The sequence below is a fragment of the Candidatus Pseudothioglobus singularis PS1 genome (assembly GCF_001281385.1).
Taxonomy (GTDB): Bacteria; Pseudomonadota; Gammaproteobacteria; order PS1; family Pseudothioglobaceae; genus Pseudothioglobus; species Pseudothioglobus singularis.
This window is the reverse complement of record NZ_CP006911.1, coordinates 1,156,329-1,176,785: the sequence shown is the minus strand read 5'-3', so window position 1 is coordinate 1,176,785 and position 20,457 is coordinate 1,156,329. Positions and strand designations below refer to the sequence as shown.

Below are 20,457 nucleotides of genomic sequence, written 5' to 3'. Positions count from 1 at the left end.
TATATGGATATTACTAACTTTTCAATTGAAATTCTAACGTTTTTATTTTTTGTTGGAGTTGTGGCGGGCTTTCTAGACACACTAGTTGGCGGCGGTGGATTGCTTGCTGTTCCTGCGCTCCTCTTAAGCGGCATTCCTCCAATATATGTTCTTGGAACCAACAAGTTTCAGGGTAGCATGGGCACTGGTATAGCTACTTTTTTATTATTTAAGAAAAAAAAATTAGATTGGAATTCAGTCAAAAATTTAATGTTCGCTTCTTTTATAGGGTCAATAGTGGGCGGAGTTATCATTCAATTTGTTGATACGCAGTTCCTCTCTTTTGTAATACCAATCGTTCTCATTTTTATAGCAATTTATTTTATTGTTTCTCCCAAACCTAAATCTACTGTTGGTAATTCAAAGCCCAATAAAAAGTTTGAATTGTTTGCTGTTCCAGTAGTCGGTTTTTATGATGGTATGTTTGGTCCTGGCGCTGGTTCATTTTTTGCAATGACAGGGGTAATGCTTAAGAAACTTGAAATTATCCAAGCAACAATCCTAGCAAAGCCTTTGAATTTTGCATCAAATATTGCTGGATTCATAGTCTTTTTTAGTTTTGGCCATATTGCTTTTTTAATTGGCATTCTAATGATGATGGGGCAAATGATTGGGGCTTTTTTTGGAACTCATTATTTATTGAAAGCCAATCCACTAATAATTAGGTTTTTAATTGTCATTATTTCGATTTCAATGCTTATTAAATATATGCTTTCGCTGAGTTAGTATTGATTTATATTTTTTCTAGGTAAGTCAAATTGAGTTTTAAAGTGATGCCATTCGAAGCGTTCAGGGTAATTTCGTCGATAGTCTTCAAATTTTGAAATATCTGAAATGACCTCGTCATCATCTTTAAAAGAATATATTGAATTTAGAGTCGCATGAAGCGTTTTTTCTTCAATCACCATAGATTCACGATTAATTAGCGTTTCAATTTCACTATTCATTGGTTTTTGTATGAATTTGCATAACTCTTTATAGATCATAAAACTTCCCATAAACTTGGCATCGATAGAGTGCCCTGCAATATGAGGAGTAGACCAGTATGCTGACTTTTGAAGAGTCGGGTTAATATTGGGCTCATTCTCCCAACAATCAATAATATTAGCCTTGGTATTGATTGTTTCCCAAATGGCTTCATCAATGATTCCACCTCTGGCCGCGTTTATTAGAATTGTATCCTGAGTAATGAGATTAAAGTTTTGACTTCCAAGAAGATTATGAGTTGGATAAGGCCCATTATTTGTCAAAGGAGTATGAAAGGTTACTATATCTGCACTAAGAGCATTTTCTATACTGACAAAGCCATCAGCACCCTCTTTTTCCTCTCGTGGTGGATCATTTAAAAGCGTAGTCATACCAAGCTGCTTTGCTTTAAAGTCAAGTCTTCGACCCACATTGCCAACTCCAATAATACCGAGCGACTTTTCAGCTAATTTGAAACAATAATCATGCGCAAGATTTGCTAATGCACTAATCACGTACTCAGCAACTGCATTAGCATTACATCCTTGAGCAGAGGAGAAAGCTATATTGTTTTTATATAAATAACTTTCATCAATATGATCCAGGCCTGCAACCGTTGAACCAACAAAAGAAATTTTCGTGCCCTCTAATAGTTCTTGATTGACCTGTGTTCTTGATCTCACAATTAACATATCGCAGTCTAACAAACTCTCTCTATTAATTTCCCTGCCTGGAAGAGTTACAACTTCTCCAAACTCTGAAAAAATCTTGTTAAATCCCCAAACTGCATCATCAATCATTAGTTTCATTTGGGTATTCTCCAGTCAATGGGCTTTTGATTGTTTGATTCAAGGTATTCATTAGCTTTTAAAAAATGTTGACTACCAAAGAAGCCTTTATGTGCAGAAAAGGGTGATGGATGCGGAGCACTGAGTATTAAGTGTTTGCTGCTATCTATCAATTCAGTTTTTTTATTAGCATAGGCGCCCCAGAGTAAAAAAACTAAATTATTTTTTTTCTCATTGAGGAGTCTAATCACATGATCAGTAAAAAACTCCCACCCTTTGTTCGCATGAGCCGCTGGAGATTGCCTTTCGACAGTTAGCACACTATTAAGCAGCAAGACCCCTTGGGTAGCCCAAGTGACAAGATTACCATGACCAGGATTCGCAAAATTTACATTATTTGATTCCAGCTCTTTATAAATATTTCTGAGGGATGGAGGTATGGCGGTGCCTTTAGGCACAGAGAAACTAAGTCCTTCTGCCTGACCATCCCCATGATATGGGTCTTGACCAAGAATTATAACTTTTGTAGAGTTAAAGCTTGAATATTCAAAGGCCTTGAACCATTCTCCTCTGGGTGGATAAATTTCACTATCAATTCTAGAGTTGAGAAACGAGTATAGCGAGATAAAGTAATCCTTTTCTTTCTCTTTAGAGAGGTATTCAGACCAGTCACCAATACTTTGAGTCATGATAAGTTCATAGGATCGAATGAATTTGTATTAATGAAGTTAGATTGCATTTAAATAGTAAAAAATATTTTATGGTTTAAAATGATTTCAAATCATGCATTTATTTAGCGTTTCAAGGATTAGTTTTATTATAACAAGGATTAAGCATGACTGATTGGATCAGTAGGTGGGAAAACAATAGAATAGGTTGGCATGCCGACCAAATCAATAGACAGCTCATTGAGTATCTAGATCAGCTTAATCTGTCTCCAGGGGATACGATTTTTGTTCCCTTGTGTGGAAAAACTAAAGACATGTTATTTCTACTTGAAAATCAAATAAATGTGATTGGTGTAGAGATGAGTATTATCGCAGCAGAAAAGTTTTTTTCAGAAAACAACTTATCTTATTCAATATCAAATTCAGATGGATTCATACTTTATGAAGGCGATGGAATAAGAATTTATTGCGGTAATTATTTTGATTTAGAAGCAAATCATCTTCAGGAGGTGAAGGCAGTTTATGACCGCGCATCATTGATCGCTCTTGATAGTGAATTAAGACAAAAATACATTAAACATTTAAATGATATAATAGTCATTGATGTGAGGATTTTATTGTTAACTTTGAATTATCCACAGCATCAAAGATCTGGCCCACCTTTTGCAGTTAGCAAATTTGAGGTCGATGAATTATTTAGAGTTTCTTTTCAATGTCGAGAGCTGGAGTGTATTAATGATATTGAAAATGAGCCAATGTTTCAAAATCTTGGTGTAGATTTTGTAGAAAAAGCAGTGTATTTACTGCAAAAAGTGAGAGTGTAATGGCAAAAAAAATGACAGGCATAGTAGCCCAATTTGGTACAAAGGGATATGGTTTTATAACAGGAGATGATGGTGAAAAGTACTTTGTTCATCAAAAAAATGTTTTTAATAAATCCCGATTAAGAAGTGACACAAGAGTTAAATTTAAAGTTGAAAGCTCTGATAAGGGTCTAGTTGCAGTTGATGTTAAATTAGAAAAAGTGGTTGAGGAGTCTGAGCCATTGACTGATAATGACATTAAAGCAATGTTTGGGGTTTTGTTGGCCTTTCAACTGATTGTTGCTTACTTTGTATTTTTTGGATAAATGAAAAGACTTTTAGCATTAGGATTACTTGTTGCAGTTACAATTTCAGGATGCTTATCAACACCTGCAAGGGAAGTAACAAACGTATGTAATTTGCTAGATGAAAAGGTTAGTTGGTATCGCGCAGCTAAACTTAGTGAGGAGAAATGGAAGGTGCCGATGCATTTGCAACTAGCCATTATCCATCAAGAGTCCCGCTTTGCTTCAAGAGCAAAACCACCACGTAATAAAATTTTTGGATTTATCCCAGGAGCGAGACCTACTGACTCTTATGGATATACCCAGGCTAAAAAAGCTACATGGGAATGGTACCAACTCAAAACTGGAAAAAAAGATGCCAGGAGGGATAATTTTTCTGACGCAATAGATTTTGTTGGATGGTACGCTAATCAATCTAACCTAAGGTCTAAGATAAGTAAAACAGATGCCTATCGTCAATACCTGGCATACCATGAGGGCCATGGTGGATATAACAAGAAAAGCTATGAAAAGAAAGATTGGCTGATCTCTATTGCAAAGAAAGTTGAGAATAAGTCAAATACCTATAAGTCGCAGCTTTCTCAATGCAGAGAGCAACTTGATAGTAATCGAATCTGGACGCTTTTTTAGATTTAATATTTAACTTGACTTATGAAACAAGCCTTAAGTTTGTTGCTGATTCAACTTTGAATACTCACCTGAAGTCTTTATAAGTTCAGAATGAGTTCCTTGTTCAATGATTTCTCCATTTTTTAAAACAATAATTCGATCAGCATTTTGTATCGTAGTTAATCGATGTGCAATAATAATAGTAGTTCTATCTTGTTGCATTTTATTAATAGCCGACTGAACAAGTTTTTCTGTTGCTGAATCTAATGCAGAGGTTGCTTCATCAAGAATCAATATAGGGCTATCTTTTGCAATTGCTCTTGCTATTGAAAGTCTTTGACGCTGTCCGCCAGATAGAGTTACGCCATCTTCACCAATATCAGAATCAAACGTCTTATCTAGTTTTTCAATAAACTCAATTGAATTAGATACTTTTGCCGCATTCCTTATTAAATCTATTGACATTGACTCTTTTTGACCAAAGGCAATATTTCCACTAATGGTGTCATTAAAAAGACGGACATTTTGATCCACATATGAGAAATTAGATCTATAAGACTCTAGCTCATAAGAAACAATATCTTTTCCATTGATTAATATTTGTCCAGATGATGGATTATAAAAGCGAGTTAATAAATTAACCATCGTAGTTTTACCGCTTCCAGTTGATCCAACTAATGCAATGGTCTCGCCTTTTTTAATTGTTAAATTAACATTAGTTAATGAAGGCTTTTCGTTATCATAAGAAAAACTAACATTGTCAAAACATATCTCACCAGAAATTGAATGAATTGGATTCTTGCTTGGGTTGCTTTCTGGGGATTCATCAATCAGGCTAAACACACTTTTCCCAGCTACTATTGCCTGCTGCAGAGGTTTGTTTATATTGATAAGTGTTTTTGCTGGTTTAACAAGCATTCCCATTGCTGTAAAGTATGCTAAAAAGTCACCCGCACTCATTACCAAATAGGTTGATGAGAAAAAAACAACAAAAGCCAAAGATAAGCCTATAAGGGCATTAACAATGGAGGTATTAAGACCACCAGCCATATCCACTTTGAACCTTTGCTGACGTATTGTGTTAATAATACTAAAAAATTTATTCGTTTCAGTTTCTTGCGCTTGATATATTTTGATTAAATCATTGCCAGAAATATTTTCGTCTAGTAGGTGGGTCATTTTGCCCATTGATTTTTGAACACTTACTGAGCCTTTTCTAATTCTGGAGGTAGAAAATTTCACAGCTAAATATACTAGTGGAAGAAGGACTATCAAGCTAAGACTTAAAAGAAAGCTTTTGTAAAATAAGTAACCTGTAAGAATAATAACTGTGAAGGAGGATTTAATAAATTGAAGCCAAATAGTAGAGGCTGCTGCCGATATTTGTTCGACATCAAAAGTAAGTTTTGATAGTGTTTCTCCCGTAGTATTTTTATCAAAATAGGATTTTGGAAGTCGAAGTAATTTAGCAAACATATTGACTCTCAAATCCATAATTACTTTATTGGAGATCCAGGAGCTTGCACTGATAGAAATTAGTGCAAATAATGAACTTAGTGCAATGACTGAAAATAAGATAACTGAATAAGAAAATGCTGCAGTATTAGCACGGTTATAGGAAAATAATGTATCAACTATTTGGCCTGTAATTTCAGGTATAGCTGTCTCTAATAAGGTTGCAAAAACCATCATTATCGATGTGAAAACTAATTTTCCTAAATGATTTTTGAGGTATGGAAAGATCCTCTTTACAAATTGTCTATAGCCCATCTTTATTTGTTTGTTTGGATGTGCCCATATTCTACACAAATTTAGGTATCATAGCTATTTCAAACTTTGTTAGTTTTACATGACAAAATACATCTTTATAACTGGCGGTGTAGTTTCCTCTTTAGGTAAGGGAATAGCCTCTGCTTCGTTAGCTTCAATTCTTGAAACTCGTGGCCTAAATGTCACTCTTCTTAAGTTAGATCCTTACATAAATGTTGACCCTGGAACGATGAGTCCTTTTCAGCATGGTGAGGTCTTCGTTACTAATGATGGAGCAGAGACTGATTTAGATTTAGGGCACTATGAGAGGTTTGTTCGAACTAAGTTAGGTAAAAAGAATAACTTTACGGCTGGTAGAGTTTATGAAAATGTTATTGAACGTGAAAGAAAAGGTGACTATTTGGGCGCAACTGTTCAAATAATTCCTCACATTACAGATGAGATAAAAAAATTAATGAAAGAGGGTGCTGAGGATGCTGATGTTGCCCTTGTTGAAATTGGTGGAACTGCTGGTGACATCGAGTCTTTACCATTCTTGGAAGCTATAAGGCAAATGAGCCTGGAGTTGGGACGTGAAAATACTTTATTCATCCATTTAACGCTTCTTCCTTATATTAAGGTTGCAGGGGAGCTTAAAACAAAACCAACTCAGCACTCAGTCAAAGAGCTTAGAGGGATTGGAATTCAGCCAGATATTCTTATCTGTCGATCAGAACATCAGTTAGAAGATTCAGACCGCAAGAAGATTGCGTTATTTACAAATGTTGCAGAAGATTCAGTATTTATTTCGCTCGACAAAGATACTATTTATAAGGTTCCTGAAGATCTTCATAGTCAAGGCTTAGATGATGTTGTAGTTTCAAAATTAGGATTAAAGTGTGGCAAGGCAGATTTGTCAGAATGGAAAAATGTTGTTACAAGGTTGGAGAGACCAAATCATAGCGTTGATATTGCAATGGTTGGTAAATATATGGATTTAACTGAATCTTATAAATCCCTTTCAGAGGCTCTCATCCATGCTGGTGTTCATACTCAAACAAAAGTCAATATCCATTATTTTGATTCTGAAGAGGTCGAAAAAAATGGCGCTGAAAGCTTGAGTAAAATGAGCGCAGTGCTGGTGCCAGGTGGTTTTGGTATCAGAGGAATTGAAGGTAAGATCAAAGCCGTTCAATTTGCCCGTGAAAATAATATTCCATTTTTAGGGATTTGTTTAGGTCTTCAGGTTGCTGTTATAGAGTTTGCTCGTCATCAAGCCAATATGGAAGGAGCAAATAGTACTGAGTTTGATGAAAATACAGCTTATCCAGTGATCGGACTTATCACTGAATGGCAAGATGAAAATGGTGATACCCAGACGAGAGATACTGATTCAGATTTAGGCGGCACTATGAGGCTTGGTGGTCAAGAATGTGCTCTTGTTGAAGGAAGTCATTCACAAAAGATCTATGGGTCCTTAAAAGTGACAGAAAGGCATCGCCATAGATATGAAGTGAATAATAAGCTTATATCTCAAATTGAAGCAGCAGGACTTGCTGTTTCTGGAAGATCAAATGATGGCTCACTTGTTGAAATGGTTGAAATTACTGATCATCCTTGGTTTGTTGCCTGTCAATTTCATCCTGAATTTACCTCAACACCTAGAGACGGCCATCCGCTCTTTGAAAGCTTTATTAACGCTGCAAAGGAAGCGCACAATTTGATACTTTCCTAAATTCTGTGTACTTTTATTTAATATTGGGGTTTTTTAGATGGAAAAAACTGATATTTTAGTTTTGGGTGGAGGCGTTATAGGCCTTTCAGTTGCCCTAAGAATGCTTAACCTAGGTAAGGAAGTTACTCTTATTGATTGCGAAGAGCCAGGTTCCGGAGCTTCATATGGGAATGCCGGCACAATTGCAGAATATGCAGTTCTACCTGTTGGCTCTCCAGAAGTGATAAAGAGATTGCCTGCACTTTTATTTAATAAAAATAGCCCAATTGCAATTAAACGCTCTGAAATTCTCTCACTTGCTCCTTGGCTAATGAAATTCTTGTATCAATCGATGCCAAAACAGGCTGCAAAAAATGCGCAATCGATCGCTGGCTTACTAGTTAATGCAAGGCTTCGTTGGGAGGATTTGGCAAGTCAAATCAATGGAAGTTCTCTACTTAATAGTAATGGAAGTATCTATATCTATAGGTCAAAGTCAATCTATGACGCTGGTGAAAAAGATATTAATCATAGAAAAACTTTAGGCTTGAATGCACAAATGCTAACCCCTTCAGAGCTTAATAAGTTGGAACCTAATATTAATCTAACTGAAGGCGGCGCAGCCTATTTTCCAGACTGTAATTATATGAGTGATCCTGGAAAAATGATGAAGCTATTGTTAGGTGCTTGTATTGATAAAGGATGTCATGTTATTAGGCAGTCTGCTAAGAATGTTGAAAGATCAAAGACTGGTATCGAAGTAACTTTAGATGACAAATCTATAATATTATCAAATCACCTAGTTGTATCTGCAGGTGCTTTTTCTAAGAAGTTTGCAAAACAAGCGGGAGACAATATACCTTTAGATGTTGAGAGAGGATACCATGTCGAATATGATATGAATGAACCACTCCTCAATAGACCTTGCTGTTCTGCTGATGGAGGTTTTTATATGTCTCCAATGACAGGTAGATTAAGAGTGGCTGGAACTGTAGAGCTAGGCGGAGTTAGTCCTCAGATTTCTAATCATAGAATTAATCATCTCGAGATTGGTGCATCAAATTTTTTTCCAGACTTAGGAAAGTCAAATAGGTCATGGTTAGGATTTAGACCATCAATTCCTGATAGTAAGCCTGTTATTTCAGCTTCTAGAAAAGGTAATGATGTTGTTTATGCTTTTGGTCATGGCCATATAGGCCTTACGCTAGCTCCCATTACTGCTGAGATTGTGGAGTCAATTATCACAGGGGAGGAGTCCCCCATTCCAATTCATGAGTTTTCAGTTCGAAGGTTTTAAAGATTTAATTTTATTTCTTTTTGACAAACTTCATCAGCCGCTTTTTCTTTTGAATTTGGCGTGCAGATAGAATATTTTTTTTATCTTTAAATGGGTTGTCGCCACTTTTGTATTGAATTTTAATAGGAGTATTCGTTAACTTGAGAGCTGTAATAAAAAAATTCTTTAGAAAGCGCTCATAACTATTTGGTACATTTTGAACATGGTTGCCATGAAAAATCAATGTGGGCGGAAAAACATCAGATTGATTGACAAACTTTAGCCTCATTCTCTTTCCAGCAACTGGAGGAGGTTGATGTGTGTTGTTGGCCTGTTCTAATATTCGATTTAGGAGTGAGGTAGGAAACCTTCCGCCTGCATTCTCATAAGATCTTTTAATGGGCGAGAATAATCTACCAACACCTGAGCCGTGGAGTGCAGAAATGTAATGAACTGTTGCGTAATTTACAAATGAGAGTTTTATATCTAACTTTCTTTTTACTTCACTTTTTTGATAATCATCTAAGCCATCCCATTTGTTGATAACAATGAGTAAGGCCCTTCCTTTGTCAGCTATTAGCCCTAAGAGTGTTGCATCTTGCTCAGTGACTCCTTCATGGGCATCCAATACCAAAATAACAACATGTGAATCATTGATGGCATCTTTAGCTTTGATAATGCTAAAAATTTCGACCTTTTCACTTACGCTTCTTTTACGTCTTATACCGGCTGTATCAATCAGAGTGTATTGCTGACCCTCTCTTTCAAAAGGAATAAATATTGAATCTCGAGTAGTTCCAGGTAGATCTACCGCCATGACTCTTTCTTCTCCTAAAATTCGATTAATTAGAGTTGATTTTCCAACATTGGGCCTACCAAGAACAGCAACTGCAATTCCCTCTAGTTCAGGTTTTTTAAACTCAACAGCTTTAGGCAGTAGTGGGATTGTTTTTTCTATAAGGTCAGTAATGCCTTGATTATGTTCTGCTGAAATAAGTGTTGGATCACCTAATCCTAGTTCATAAAATTCTGCAGCTGAAGCTTTATTTAAACCCTCAGCTTTGTTACAAACTAAAATAATATTTTTCTTTAGCTTTCTTAGCTGGGCTGAAATATCAAAATCTAAAGAAGTAACTCCATCCTTATTGCTGACAATAAAGTATATGACATCTGACTCGTTGAGTGCATTAATTACTTGACTATGAATACCCGTATCAATGATTGAATCTTCATTAGTTAGGCCGCCAGTATCGACAATAGAGCAATAAATACCATTATCTAACTCTATGCTTGCATATTGACGATCTCTAGTCAGTCCTTCAAAATCAGAGACGAGGGCTTGCCTTGAATTGCTTAGACGATTAAACAGCGTTGACTTGCCTACATTAGGCCTGCCAACCAGAGATATGATAGGGTAGCTCACAATCAGTAACCAGCAATGTTTTTAACTGAGATCGTCCAGCTTGATCTGAATCAATTGCGTAAGGCTAGAGTTTTCAGTGATATTGTCAATCGCTAGAGTGTAATTCTTTTTAGCTTCTTCAATATTTCCAAGATCTAGAAAAACATCTCCAGCAAGATTATAAAAGAGTCCCGAAAAGCCCTCTTCATTCTCTATATTGAGAACAGATAGAGCTTCTTCATGTTGCCCAAGTTCAAGATGAAGCGACGCTGATCGTAATATTGCTGTCGATGCAATGACTGAATTTTCTCTTGTTGTTAAGGGCTTAAGAGCATCTAGCGCTAGAGAGTAATTGCCTGCAACAAATAAATATTTAGCCATCAAAAGAGTCCCTTGATCAGCATAGCTACTTGACGAGTGATCTTTAATCAGTTTGTCATAAGCACCAACATTGGCTGAGTCTGACGCATAGCTTAAATAAAGCGATCGAGCATTCAAAGCCTGACTATCTTGATAATCAACATAATAGTTCCAACCAAAGACGCCTGCAAGTCCAAGAACAGCTCCTGCAATAATTTGTTTACCATTGGCATCCCACCATTTTTTAATCTTATCAACTTGCTCTTCTTCTGAATCGCTAATTTCTATAAAGTTTTTCATAATATCTCCTGAAGATGGTGAATGATACCCTCAAGTTTAATTGATTGCTGAACTCCTTGGCCCTTTAGAGGCTTTATACTTATATGGCCCTCTGATAATTCCTGTTCTCCAAGAATCATAGCAAAGTCAGCCTCTGATTTATTTGCTTTTTTCATTTGATTTTTAAGCGTGCCAATGCTCATATCATTAGTAATAGTAATATGAGGGAGAGCTTCAATAATTTTTTTAGATAGGTTCATAGACTCAATATTGGCGCTATCTCCGATTGAGGCAAAATACAAATGAGGCCTCTTGTTAATTATTTGATCAGACTTATCTTCAATGAGGAGGGCTATTCGCTCTAATCCCATAGCAAAGCCAATTGCTGGTGTTGCATTACCTCCCATTTTTTCAACAAGTCCATCATATCTTCCACCGCCGCATATAGTTCCTTGAGCGCCAAGATCATTTGAAATCCATTCAAAAACAGTTTGATTATAGTAGTCAAGCCCTCTAACCAGTTTAGGATTGACCTTATATGAAATATCAAGGCTCTCTAGGTAATTCTTTAAGGCATTAAAATGATGATTAGAATCATCATCAAGATAATCAATCATTTTTGGAGCGCCAGAAATTAAACTCTCAAGTTCTTTATTTTTACTGTCTAGAATTCTCAGTGGATTCGTTTTTAAACGTCTCAGACTATCTTCATCTAGTTGATCCTTGTTATCGTTAAAGTATCCTGACAATATTTCTCTGTAAGAGGCGCGACTTTGCGCAGAGCCAAGAGAATTGATTTCCAGTTCAGCATCAATTCCTAATGTCTTCCAGAGAATCTGAGTTATGGATATCAATTCAGCATCAATTTTCGCATCAGAAACGCCAAATACTTCAGCACCAACCTGATGAAATTGACGGTATCTCCCCTTTTGAGGACGCTCATGCCTAAACATGGGGCCATTATAAAAAACTTTTTGAATTCCCTCTCTGGGTAAATTATGCTCAATCATCATTCTTACAACACCAGCTGTTCCCTCTGGCCTTAAGGTAAGAGAGTCTCCATTATTGTCCTTCCAGGTATACATTTCTTTCTCAACAATATCGGTTACTTCTCCAATAGCTCTTGCAAAAGTTTCTGTGCTCTCAATGTTGGGAGTTCGGCAATATTTATAGCCATATGAAAGAAGCAGATTGCTAATGGTACTATCTAAAAAACTCCAGATATTTGAATCTGAAGGAAGAAGATCGTTCATTCCACGGATAGCTTGAATTTTTTTTGACATTTATAATCTTAAAATGTAATTAAAAAGTATTTTACCAATTAATTCTTGGCTTGAGTCCTTGCAATAACCAAGTCCTAAAATCTTAACTATTTTTTATTCCACTCGGTACATGTCCTGTAGGGACATATTGAGATGCAGACTCACAATGTTGTTGCTGATCATCAAAAAATATATCTGCTGCAAATTGTCTTAAAAAAACGCCTTTTTCAAGGCCACCTAAAAAGAATGATTCGTCAATACGAATGCCCCACTTTCTCATAGTATGAATAACTCTTCTATGTGATGGAGCTGATCTTGCTGTAACGAGAGCTGTTCTTATTGGGTTATCTTCCTCTGGAAATGTAGATTGAATTTTTTGTAAAGATACTAAAAATGACTTAAATGGCCCCGCTTTTAGCTCAATTTTTTCAGATAAAATCTCGTTTTCATGAAATGCCTCTAGTCCTTTTTCCTGAAAAATTCTCTCAGATTCATCGGAAAAGATTACTGCATCACCATCAAAAGCAATCCTTAGCTGAGATGGGTGGCTATTATTGGACTTTGATTCAACGATAGAGGCTGCAGCATATCCTGATTGGAGTGCTTTCTGGACATCATTGTAGTTGCTAGATAGAAACAAGTCAGCTTCAAAAGCCCCTACAAAAGGGTGAGTACTCTCTCCTCTCGTGAACGCAGCCCTTGAAATATTTAGATCGTAATGCTCAATTGAGTTAAATATTCTAAGACCTGTATCTGCACTATTTCTGGATAGAAGGATGACATCAATTGGCGTTTTTTTACTGTTGAGTTTTAATAATTTTTTAACGAGGGTAAAGCCAACCCCTGGTTCTAAAATGACATGCTCGTTTTCTTGCTGATGCTTAGCATAAGCCTCAATTCCCTTTTCTTTAAATATCTTGTGAGATTGATCTAGATTGAATAATGCCCTTGATGAGATTGCAATAACTAACTTGGTATTTTCAGATTTTAATTTTTTGTTATCCACTTTGCTCCGTTGTACTTATCTAAGCAGTAATCGAGCCATCTTAGCATGAATAGGTTAAGTTCAAGTTGAAAGGACAAATCACTACAATCAACGAGTAAGGGGTGATTAGAATTAATTCTTGTTTCTTTACATATTGATTCAACCTCTAAGAGTTTTGCATCAAAATAAATTTTAAAACGAATATCTGGACGGTTGATCACTTTATCCATAGATTTAATCTTGTGAGTCAGTGTATATGTTCCAGTGTAAGGAGACTTTTCATGGCAGATTATGAAAAGATCATTTGATTGGCTTTTAATTCCAATTGTTTCTTCAGTAATAGAAGCGAGAAGTGGAATGAGTCTTGAGATTTTAATAAAGTTAAGTTCAAAAATCTCCGATAGATTTTTATAAGTTACCTTTTGTTTGTTATATATGAGTTTGGTTTGAATCTGATCATTCATCATTAACTTAATACTTTGATTATTGATTGGCGATGTTCATAATAAATCTTAATGCAAATTTTCTGTAACTCTAAAAATCACCCTGATCAAAATTTGTCATATTGTTAACATATGAAGCGTCCATTTGCTCATCGTTCACGCCCTGGAATCTATCTTCAAAGGCTAAATCTTCAAATCTTGAATATTGACCCACAAAGGCCAGCTTAATATTTCCAGTAGCTCCATTTCTGTGTTTTGCTATTCTTAAGTCTGCTTTTCCTACTTCTTCAGGATTCGTGTATGCATCATCATGATAAACCTCATCCCTGTAGATAAATCCAATAATATCAGCATCCTGTTCAATAGATCCTGATTCTCTAAGGTCAGCCATCTGAGGAATTCTGCCTTTACCAGTTTTAGCTCTAGATTCAACTCCTCGATTAAGCTGTGATAGAGCTATGACTGGAACATTAATCTCCTTTGCAAGAGCCTTAAGTGAGCGAGAGATTTCTGAAATTTCTTGAACGCGGTTCTCAGATTTACCGTGCACTGTCATGAGTTGTAAATAATCCACCATGATTAGACCCAGATCTGGATACCTTCTTTTAAGTCTTCTACATTTTGCCCTGATTTCGGTAGGCGTTATTGAAGGCGTTTCATCGATTAGAATTGTATTTTCTTCAAAGGCTCTGACTGCATGATTGAAGCTGTTCCAATCAATCTCAGACATATCTCCATCACGCAATTTACTTGAGTCAATTCTTCCAAATGATGAAATCATTCGGATGACTAATTGCTCAGTTGGCATCTCCAAACTGAATACTGCTACTGGCGTAGAGTTATGAATTGCTACATGCTCGACAATATTCATTGAAAGAGCAGTCTTACCCATGCTGGGCCTTCCGGCGATAATAATGAGATCGCCATTTTGGAGACCTGAAGTTAATTTGTCAAATTCTGAAAAACCAGTTTCGGCTCCTTTGTAACCTTTTAATTCTTGCATTTCATGAACGCGGTTCACTACATCCTTGATAATATCTTTTACATTCGTAATTTCTTGCTTGTTACGACTGACTTGTTCAGCTATTTCAAAGATTTTTCTTTCTGATAAATCCAGAAGATCGTTGACTTCAATGTCTTTTGGACTAAAAGCAGTATCAGCCATTTCTTTTCCAATCTTTATGAGCTGCCTGTAGATTGAGAGCTCACGAACATGTTTAGCATAAGCTTCAATATTAGAGACGCTAGGTGTATTTTCAGCTATCTGAGCTAAGTAAGCGAAACCTCCTATTGAATCCTCGTCATGCGTTTTAATGACCTGTTCTTTGACTGTTAGAATATCCGCTGGCTTGTCGTGTTCAAGTAGTATGACAATAGCATCGTAGATGATGCGGTGTGAGGTTTGATAAAAGTCGTCAGAGCTAAGAATGTTAACAACATTATCCCAAGATTCATTATGAAGAAGAAGGCCGCCAAGTACAGACTGCTCGGAGTCTATAGAGTTAGGTGGTATTTTAGGGTTGTCAATATCCATTGTCACATTTTAGAAAAATAAAAAGCCCTCAGAGAGGGCTTTTTATTTTAACTCACTTAAGTGAATTGGATTAACTTATTCTGTTTCAGTTGCAGCAATTACTATAATTTTTACTGGCACCACAACCTCAGCATAGAGAGATACGGTGACTTCATATTCACCAGTATTTCTGATTGCCTCTGGCATGTTGATGTCACGCTTTTCAACCTCAAAACCTTGCTCCAGAAGATTGGCAGCTATTTCTGTAGTGCTGACAGAGCCGTAGAGCTTCCCTTCTTCACCCGCATTCGCAGAAATTGTACAAACAACATCTTTCATCGCTAATTCTTTTGATTCAGCATCTGATAAAGCGGCGACTTCTTTTGCCTCAAGCTCTGCACGGATTGTTTCAAAAACTGCCATGTTAGCTTTATTAGCAGGTTTGGCTTTACCTTGCGGAATTAGGTAGTTGCGAGCATAGCCAGACTTAACGTTTGCTATGTCACCAAGATTACCTAGTTTTTCATTTTTTTCTAATAAAATTACTTGCATAAGGCCTCCTATTTTTTGTGTTTATCGGTGTAAGGGATTAGTGCCAAGAATCTAGCTCTTTTAATTGCAGTTGTCAATTGTCTTTGAAACTTTGCAGAAGTACCAGTTATTCTTGATGGCGTAATTTTTCCACTTTCATCAATATTCTTAAGAAGTATTTCAACATCTTTGTAGTCAATTTCCTTAAAACCTGCTTTTGTAAAACGACAAAAGCGGTTTATAGGGATTTGAAATTTGCGTCTTTTGTTAACTTGTTTTTTAGCCATTACAGTCTCCTATTTCTTTTCTGAGTCTTGACCTTTGGCTTTGTCTTTGCCTTGATCTTTAACTTTATCTGAATCTTTGCCTGCTTCTGCAACCATAATTGATGGTTCAGTGATTGCCTCTGACTTAGAAATAATTAAATTTCTTAGGATGGCATCGTTGAAGCGAAAGTTGTAGTTTAATTTATCAAGTGTATCTTTGTCACACTCGATATTCATCATTAAGTAATGTGCTTTATAAATTTTGTTGATTGGATAGGCTAAATGTTTACGACCCCAGTCTTCGTCCCTATGGACTATACCTTTGCCTGAAGTGATTAGCTCTTTGTACTTCTCAATCATTGTTGTAACCTGAGAACTTTGGTCAGGGTGAACAATGAGAGTTATTTCATAATGTCTCATTAACATCTCCTTATGGATTAAAAAAAGCTTGCCAACAAGGGCTGGTCAAGCAAGGAAGAGGGTATTTTATACTAGTTACTCTATACTTATCAATTATTTGCGCTTCTTCTCGTATTATGATGAACATTAATATAAACTTGGATTTATGAAATCCAAACTAGAAGTCTGTATCGATAGCATTTCTGGTCTAGAGGCCTGCATCAATGGAAAGGCAGACCGAATTGAGCTCTGCAGCTCATTAGAGCTTGGAGGATTGACGCCATCTGATGAATTAATGAAGCTTGCTTCAGAAGTGAATATACCTTGCAGGGTAATGATTCGGCCTAAAAAAGGCAGTTTTGAATACTCATCAGGGGATCTTCATCAAATGTTTGATGATATTGATAAAGCTCGATCATACAACTTCGACGGCGTTGTATTTGGCGCTACGCTTTTGAATGGTGAGCTTGATCAAGAATTTTTAGGTCAATTAATTAGATATAGCGATGGCATTAAAAAAACTTTGCATCGAGCAGTAGATACTATCCCAAAGACTATTGAAGCAGTTGAAATTGCAATTAATTTAGGTTTTGATACGATCTTGTCATCTGGTGGCTATGAGACTGTTATGGAGGGATTGGCAGTTTTGAAGGAAATGCAACAAAGAGCATCTGGCAGAATTGAAATTATGCCAGGCTCAGGCATAAACCCTCAAAACATAAGTGAAATTCTCTCTGATTGTCACTTTGCTTGGCTTCATTCTTCTTGCTCAATTCATAGACAAAATAGAAAAATTACAGATAGTCAAACTATTAAAGAAATTAAAACTGCAATCAATGTATAAATTTTGGATCAAGATTGTAAGTTTAATATTTATATTTATCTTCTCAGCTTATTTATTCTATCTTAACATTATAGTAAAGTCTCAATTTTCAACTGAGATAAAAGTCTCAAACACTATCACTCAAATCAATTTCTCCTTTAATGATTACCCTCCAGAGCTTATTAATATGCTTCTTTTAGTGGAAGACCAATCATATTTCCATCATCATGGTGTTGATTTTAAAGAGATTGGGAGAGTTATTTACGGATATTTATTTGATGATAAGGCGCTTAGAGGAGCCAGTACAATTACTCAGCAATTAGTTAAGAATTCGCTTCTAACTCGGGAAAAAACTTTTTCCAGAAAGTTTGAAGAGGTTTTGATGGCATTACTTTTAGAGTTGTCTTACGATAAAGAATTTATTCTTGAGAGGTATATGAATACGGTATATTTAGCCCAAAAAGGAGATATGGCCTACCACGGCTTTGCCAGTGGAAGTTATTTCTACTTTGATAAAGATGTTAAGGATTTGAGTTTAGAAGATATGGCAACACTTGTTGCCTTGCTTAAAGGGCCTTCTTACTATAATCCTATTAACTTTCCTGATAGGCTGGATAGGCGAGTTAAGATGATTTTGAAGATGCACGAAAACTACAAAAAAATATTTTGATGAATTTACTTGCGATAGATACCTGTACTGAAATTGCATCGGTCACTCTAATGACCAAAGAGTCAAGAGTTAGTCGCGTTTTGTCAGGGATTCAAAAAAGCTCTGGCCATATTCTTAAGCTTTGTGATGAAGTCTTTCAGGAAACAGGAACTCTAATAAAGGATGTTGATTCAATAATCTTTACTAAAGGGCCTGGTGCATTTACAGGTGTAAGAATGTGTGTTGGCGTTGTTCAGGGGCTTTCAATGTCCTGTAATATTCCAACGATTGGATTTTCGACACTTGAGTTGCTTGGATTTAGGGCTTCACAGATTCTTAGTTCTGAAAAAATAGCTGTAGCACTTGATGCTAGAATGGGAGAGGTCTATTGGGCTATTTACAATCAAGGAAAAATCAGTAAATTGCGCATATGTAATCCTAATGATGTAGATATTCTCGATACTAATTATATTGGAGTTGGGACAGGATGGGATGCCTATGGTGATATGCTCAGTTCTGCTTCTGGTGTAATTGAAACTGATCTCACAATTTTTCCAGAATCCTCTAGTTTAATAGATTTAGCACTTGAGTCATTTAGTAGGGGAGAGACTAGCGACTTTGAGCTACCCCAGCCGATATATTTACGAAACAATGTGGCTCAAAAATCATTAAAATAAATCTCTTTTTTATCACTGCATTTATTTATGTGGAAATGGATTCAAAGGCAGGCCTCACCGAAAGTTTTTTATGGAACCTGTTCTAGGCTTACACCATGGTTTTTTTGGCCTTTTGCTAGCCTTTTGGTGATTGGTTTATTTTGGTCTCTTGTTATATCACCGCCTGATTATCAGCAAGGTGATGGTTATAGAATAATATTCATTCATGTTCCAAGTGCTATCTTGTCAATGATGGTTTATGCAATCATGGCAATTGCTGGGGGTATTGGACTCATTTGGCAAATTAAAATGGCTGAAGTGGTGGCAAAGGTTTCGGCGCCAATTGGCGCAGCTTTTACAATCATTGCATTGGCATCTGGAGCAATTTGGGGTAAGCCGATGTGGGGAGCATGGTGGGTCTGGGATGCTAGATTAACTTCTGAGCTCATATTATTGTTTTTATATCTAGCATACATGTCTCTTAATAGCGCATTTGATAACCCAAAGACTGCTGCAAAAGCTAGCTCTATACTTGCTATCGTTGGCCTAATTAATTTACCAATTATTCATTACTCAGTTAAATGGTGGAACACCCTTCACCAAGGTTATTCGGTTGGTACTGGTGGTTTAAAAGATCCAGACATGCAAATTGCACTTGCAATAATGTTTGTAGCGTCAATTTTTCTTTATGCGCTTCTTGTTGTAATTAAAGCAAGAACAGAGGTTCTAGTTCGTGAGCAAAATTCTCGCTGGGTCAAAGATGAAGTTGAGGGAGTAGTATCATGACTATGGTTGAGTATTTTTCCTTTCTGCCTTATGGGAAGTATGCATTTTATGTTTGGCTCGCATATGGTGTTTCCTTCTTGACAATAATTACTCTTTTTATTAGTGCAAAGAGAATCCACACTAAGACTATTTTGTCTCTCAAAAATAAATTCTCAATCAATGACTAAAAGACAAAACCGAATGATATTGGTTGGGCTTTTAGTATCTGGTGTTTTCCTGGCAGGATATTTGGGGATTAAGGCGTTTAGTGAAAACTTATTATACTTTTATACTCCCTCTGATATTGTCGATGGAAAGGCTCCAGCAAATAAGAGTTTTAGACTGGGAGGCCTTGTTGAGACTGATAGTTTTAGTAGGGAAGGAATGATAGCTACTTTTTCAGTCACAGATAATAACCAAACAATTAAAGTTGCATATGAGGGTATTTTGCCTGACCTTTTTAGAGAGGGCCAGGGAGTCGTGGCAAGTGGTTCAATTAAGAAGGAGTGCAAAAAAGCTTGGGCAGGCAAGCTATGTACTTATAAATTTACTGCTAAAGAAGTTTTAGCGAAGCATGATGAAAATTATATGCCTCCAGAGGTAGCTGCTGCTTTAGAGATTACAAGTTCTCAGCAATGAAAAAAATAATACCTCTAATTATATTTTTTATAATAGGAATTTTTTTATTCTTAAGTCTTAATTCTAATCCCAATAAGCTTCCATCACCTCTATTAGGAAAGATTGTTCCAGAGGTCAATGGAAAAGACTTTTATACGAATGAAAATGTCAAATTGAATGATTTGATAGGCAATCAAATGATACTTATCAATGTCTGGGCGTCATGGTGTGTTACCTGTAGGAAGGAGCATCAAGTAATTATGAATATAGCAAATAATGAGAGTCTAAAGTTAATTGGCATTAACTACAAAGATCAAAAAAATGATGGTCAGAAGTATCTAGACATAATGGGAAATCCATTTGATGAGATTATTTTTGACCCAGATGGAAGAGTTGGAATGGAGCTTGGTGTTTATGCAACCCCAGAAACCTTTTTAATTAATAGAGAAGGATTAATTCTTTATAAACATATCGGAGAAATAACTCCAGAAGTTTGGAGTAAAAATTTCCAGGTTTTTTTAGAGACATTATAAAAGTATTTTTTTATAGTATTTTTACCCCAATTTATATTTATTGTTGAATGTCGCTT

At 36.2% G+C, this 20,457-nt stretch carries 25 protein-coding genes; 13 read left to right on the top strand and 12 right to left on the bottom strand.

Annotated features, from left to right (window positions below; genetic code table 11):
- The first annotated feature begins 3 nt into the window (after positions 1-3).
- Positions 4-765: a TSUP family transporter gene (locus tag W908_RS05980; protein ID WP_053820348.1), complete on the top strand. Its 762-nt coding sequence runs from the start codon at positions 4-6 to the stop codon at positions 763-765.
- On the opposite strand, the gene W908_RS05975 is transcribed toward W908_RS05980, so the two are convergent.
- Positions 762-1,814 carry a 4-phosphoerythronate dehydrogenase gene (locus tag W908_RS05975; protein WP_053820347.1) on the bottom strand — a complete coding sequence of 351 codons (1,053 nt, stop codon included), beginning with the start codon at positions 1,812-1,814 and terminating at the stop codon, positions 762-764. The genes W908_RS05980 and W908_RS05975 overlap by 4 nt on opposite strands.
- A complete protein-coding gene (gene ung, locus W908_RS05970) occupies positions 1,811-2,482 on the bottom strand; it encodes a uracil-DNA glycosylase (RefSeq protein WP_053820346.1) in 672 nt (223 codons plus the stop codon). The genes W908_RS05975 and ung overlap by 4 nt, the downstream gene beginning before the upstream one ends.
- 146 nt (positions 2,483-2,628) lie before the next feature.
- Between ung and W908_RS05965 the strand changes: the two genes are divergently transcribed.
- The 3 genes from W908_RS05965 to W908_RS05955 are packed head-to-tail and all read left to right on the top strand — an operon-like array spanning position 2,629 to position 4,199.
- The gene (locus W908_RS05965) at positions 2,629-3,285 is read left to right on the top strand and encodes a thiopurine S-methyltransferase (RefSeq protein WP_053820345.1); all 657 of its coding nucleotides are present in this window, start codon (positions 2,629-2,631) and stop codon (positions 3,283-3,285) included.
- Positions 3,285-3,590 carry a cold-shock protein gene (locus tag W908_RS05960; RefSeq protein WP_053820344.1) on the top strand — a complete coding sequence of 102 codons (306 nt, stop codon included), beginning with the start codon at positions 3,285-3,287 and terminating at the stop codon, positions 3,588-3,590. The genes W908_RS05965 and W908_RS05960 overlap by 1 nt, the downstream gene beginning before the upstream one ends.
- On the top strand, positions 3,591-4,199 hold the full coding sequence (locus W908_RS05955; protein WP_020025913.1) for a transglycosylase SLT domain-containing protein: 609 nt from the start codon (positions 3,591-3,593) through the stop codon (positions 4,197-4,199). It begins immediately after the preceding gene.
- A gap of 33 nt (positions 4,200-4,232) precedes the next feature.
- Here W908_RS05955 and W908_RS05950 read toward each other — a convergent pair whose 3' ends face one another.
- Positions 4,233-5,948, bottom strand: coding sequence for an ABC transporter ATP-binding protein (locus tag W908_RS05950; protein WP_053820343.1), 1,716 nt, complete (start codon positions 5,946-5,948; stop codon positions 4,233-4,235).
- A gap of 79 nt (positions 5,949-6,027) precedes the next feature.
- Between W908_RS05950 and W908_RS05945 the strand changes: the two genes are divergently transcribed.
- Complete coding sequence (locus W908_RS05945) at positions 6,028-7,662, top strand: CTP synthase (protein WP_053820342.1); 1,635 nt, start codon at positions 6,028-6,030, stop codon at positions 7,660-7,662.
- 37 nt (positions 7,663-7,699) lie between these two features.
- Positions 7,700-8,938: an NAD(P)/FAD-dependent oxidoreductase gene (locus W908_RS05940; RefSeq protein WP_053820341.1), complete on the top strand. Its 1,239-nt coding sequence runs from the start codon at positions 7,700-7,702 to the stop codon at positions 8,936-8,938.
- A gap of 10 nt (positions 8,939-8,948) precedes the next feature.
- Here the strand turns inward: W908_RS05940 and der are convergent, their stop codons facing one another.
- The 9 genes from der to rpsF all read right to left on the bottom strand — a co-directional run bounded on the left by der (position 8,949) and on the right by rpsF (position 16,378).
- The gene (gene der, locus W908_RS05935) at positions 8,949-10,340 is read right to left on the bottom strand and encodes a ribosome biogenesis GTPase Der (RefSeq protein ID WP_053820340.1); all 1,392 of its coding nucleotides are present in this window, start codon (positions 10,338-10,340) and stop codon (positions 8,949-8,951) included.
- Between the two features lie 21 nt (positions 10,341-10,361).
- Positions 10,362-10,979, bottom strand: a complete 618-nt coding sequence (locus W908_RS05930) for a YfgM family protein (RefSeq protein WP_053820339.1) — start codon at positions 10,977-10,979, stop codon at positions 10,362-10,364.
- Positions 10,976-12,241, bottom strand: a complete 1,266-nt coding sequence (gene hisS / locus W908_RS05925) for a histidine--tRNA ligase (RefSeq protein ID WP_053820338.1) — start codon at positions 12,239-12,241, stop codon at positions 10,976-10,978. Before hisS ends, W908_RS05930 begins: the two co-directional genes overlap by 4 nt.
- Before the next feature lie 82 nt (positions 12,242-12,323).
- Positions 12,324-13,226 carry a 5'-nucleotidase gene (locus W908_RS05920; RefSeq protein WP_020025906.1) on the bottom strand — a complete coding sequence of 301 codons (903 nt, stop codon included), beginning with the start codon at positions 13,224-13,226 and terminating at the stop codon, positions 12,324-12,326.
- On the bottom strand, positions 13,208-13,672 hold the full coding sequence (locus W908_RS05915; protein WP_236849128.1) for a DUF1249 domain-containing protein: 465 nt from the start codon (positions 13,670-13,672) through the stop codon (positions 13,208-13,210). Before W908_RS05915 ends, W908_RS05920 begins: the two co-directional genes overlap by 19 nt.
- A 67-nt stretch (positions 13,673-13,739) precedes the next feature.
- A complete protein-coding gene (gene dnaB, locus W908_RS05910) occupies positions 13,740-15,182 on the bottom strand; it encodes a replicative DNA helicase (protein ID WP_020026928.1) in 1,443 nt (480 codons plus the stop codon).
- A 75-nt stretch (positions 15,183-15,257) separates the two neighbouring features.
- A complete protein-coding gene (rplI, locus tag W908_RS05905) occupies positions 15,258-15,713 on the bottom strand; it encodes a 50S ribosomal protein L9 (RefSeq protein WP_053820336.1) in 456 nt (151 codons plus the stop codon).
- A gap of 8 nt (positions 15,714-15,721) precedes the next feature.
- On the bottom strand, positions 15,722-15,979 hold the full coding sequence (gene rpsR / locus W908_RS05900; protein WP_020025037.1) for a 30S ribosomal protein S18: 258 nt from the start codon (positions 15,977-15,979) through the stop codon (positions 15,722-15,724).
- Between the two features lie 9 nt (positions 15,980-15,988).
- On the bottom strand, positions 15,989-16,378 hold the full coding sequence (gene rpsF / locus W908_RS05895; RefSeq protein WP_020025038.1) for a 30S ribosomal protein S6: 390 nt from the start codon (positions 16,376-16,378) through the stop codon (positions 15,989-15,991).
- A gap of 145 nt (positions 16,379-16,523) precedes the next feature.
- On the opposite strand from rpsF, the gene W908_RS05890 reads away from it, so the two are divergent.
- The 7 genes from W908_RS05890 to W908_RS05865 are packed head-to-tail and all read left to right on the top strand — an operon-like array spanning position 16,524 to position 20,401.
- Positions 16,524-17,201 carry a copper homeostasis protein CutC gene (locus W908_RS05890; RefSeq protein WP_053820335.1) on the top strand — a complete coding sequence of 226 codons (678 nt, stop codon included), beginning with the start codon at positions 16,524-16,526 and terminating at the stop codon, positions 17,199-17,201.
- Positions 17,194-17,850, top strand: a complete 657-nt coding sequence (locus tag W908_RS05885) for a biosynthetic peptidoglycan transglycosylase (protein WP_053820334.1) — start codon at positions 17,194-17,196, stop codon at positions 17,848-17,850. The genes W908_RS05890 and W908_RS05885 overlap by 8 nt, the downstream gene beginning before the upstream one ends.
- Positions 17,850-18,506, top strand: a complete 657-nt coding sequence (gene tsaB / locus W908_RS05880; RefSeq protein WP_053820333.1) for a tRNA (adenosine(37)-N6)-threonylcarbamoyltransferase complex dimerization subunit type 1 TsaB — start codon at positions 17,850-17,852, stop codon at positions 18,504-18,506. Before W908_RS05885 ends, tsaB begins: the two co-directional genes overlap by 1 nt.
- 15 nt (positions 18,507-18,521) lie before the next feature.
- Positions 18,522-19,271 (top strand): heme ABC transporter permease, encoded by a 750-nt coding sequence (locus W908_RS05875; RefSeq protein ID WP_257720185.1) that lies wholly within the window; start codon positions 18,522-18,524, stop codon positions 19,269-19,271.
- On the top strand, positions 19,268-19,438 hold the full coding sequence (gene ccmD / locus W908_RS08715) for a heme exporter protein CcmD (RefSeq protein ID WP_082345021.1): 171 nt from the start codon (positions 19,268-19,270) through the stop codon (positions 19,436-19,438). Before W908_RS05875 ends, ccmD begins: the two co-directional genes overlap by 4 nt.
- Positions 19,431-19,889, top strand: a complete 459-nt coding sequence (gene ccmE, locus W908_RS05870; protein WP_053820331.1) for a cytochrome c maturation protein CcmE — start codon at positions 19,431-19,433, stop codon at positions 19,887-19,889. Before ccmD ends, ccmE begins: the two co-directional genes overlap by 8 nt.
- Positions 19,886-20,401, top strand: a complete 516-nt coding sequence (locus W908_RS05865) for a DsbE family thiol:disulfide interchange protein (RefSeq protein WP_053820330.1) — start codon at positions 19,886-19,888, stop codon at positions 20,399-20,401. Before ccmE ends, W908_RS05865 begins: the two co-directional genes overlap by 4 nt.
- The last annotated feature ends 56 nt before the right edge of the window (positions 20,402-20,457 follow it).

Coding starts and splice junctions, on each gene's coding strand:
- W908_RS05955 (WP_020025913.1), top strand. CDS start 3,591: ATGAAAAGACTTTTAGCATTAGGATTACTTGTTGCAGTTACAATTTCA.
- W908_RS05965 (WP_053820345.1), top strand. CDS start 2,629: ATGACTGATTGGATCAGTAGGTGGGAAAACAATAGAATAGGTTGGCAT.
- rpsF (WP_020025038.1), bottom strand. CDS start 16,378: ATGAGACATTATGAAATAACTCTCATTGTTCACCCTGACCAAAGTTCT.
- W908_RS05885 (WP_053820334.1), top strand. CDS start 17,194: ATGTATAAATTTTGGATCAAGATTGTAAGTTTAATATTTATATTTATC.
- hisS (WP_053820338.1), bottom strand. CDS start 12,241: ATGTCAAAAAAAATTCAAGCTATCCGTGGAATGAACGATCTTCTTCCT.
- W908_RS05950 (WP_053820343.1), bottom strand. CDS start 5,948: ATGGGCTATAGACAATTTGTAAAGAGGATCTTTCCATACCTCAAAAAT.
- dnaB (WP_020026928.1), bottom strand. CDS start 15,182: ATGGATATTGACAACCCTAAAATACCACCTAACTCTATAGACTCCGAG.
- W908_RS05930 (WP_053820339.1), bottom strand. CDS start 10,979: ATGAAAAACTTTATAGAAATTAGCGATTCAGAAGAAGAGCAAGTTGAT.
- tsaB (WP_053820333.1), top strand. CDS start 17,850: ATGAATTTACTTGCGATAGATACCTGTACTGAAATTGCATCGGTCACT.
- W908_RS05975 (WP_053820347.1), bottom strand. CDS start 1,814: ATGAAACTAATGATTGATGATGCAGTTTGGGGATTTAACAAGATTTTT.
- W908_RS05980 (WP_053820348.1), top strand. CDS start 4: ATGGATATTACTAACTTTTCAATTGAAATTCTAACGTTTTTATTTTTT.
- W908_RS05945 (WP_053820342.1), top strand. CDS start 6,028: ATGACAAAATACATCTTTATAACTGGCGGTGTAGTTTCCTCTTTAGGT.
- W908_RS05960 (WP_053820344.1), top strand. CDS start 3,285: ATGGCAAAAAAAATGACAGGCATAGTAGCCCAATTTGGTACAAAGGGA.
- W908_RS05890 (WP_053820335.1), top strand. CDS start 16,524: ATGAAATCCAAACTAGAAGTCTGTATCGATAGCATTTCTGGTCTAGAG.
- ung (WP_053820346.1), bottom strand. CDS start 2,482: ATGACTCAAAGTATTGGTGACTGGTCTGAATACCTCTCTAAAGAGAAA.
- ccmE (WP_053820331.1), top strand. CDS start 19,431: ATGACTAAAAGACAAAACCGAATGATATTGGTTGGGCTTTTAGTATCT.
- rplI (WP_053820336.1), bottom strand. CDS start 15,713: ATGCAAGTAATTTTATTAGAAAAAAATGAAAAACTAGGTAATCTTGGT.
- ccmD (WP_082345021.1), top strand. CDS start 19,268: ATGACTATGGTTGAGTATTTTTCCTTTCTGCCTTATGGGAAGTATGCA.
- W908_RS05915 (WP_236849128.1), bottom strand. CDS start 13,672: ATGATGAATGATCAGATTCAAACCAAACTCATATATAACAAACAAAAG.
- W908_RS05940 (WP_053820341.1), top strand. CDS start 7,700: ATGGAAAAAACTGATATTTTAGTTTTGGGTGGAGGCGTTATAGGCCTT.
- rpsR (WP_020025037.1), bottom strand. CDS start 15,979: ATGGCTAAAAAACAAGTTAACAAAAGACGCAAATTTCAAATCCCTATA.
- W908_RS05865 (WP_053820330.1), top strand. CDS start 19,886: ATGAAAAAAATAATACCTCTAATTATATTTTTTATAATAGGAATTTTT.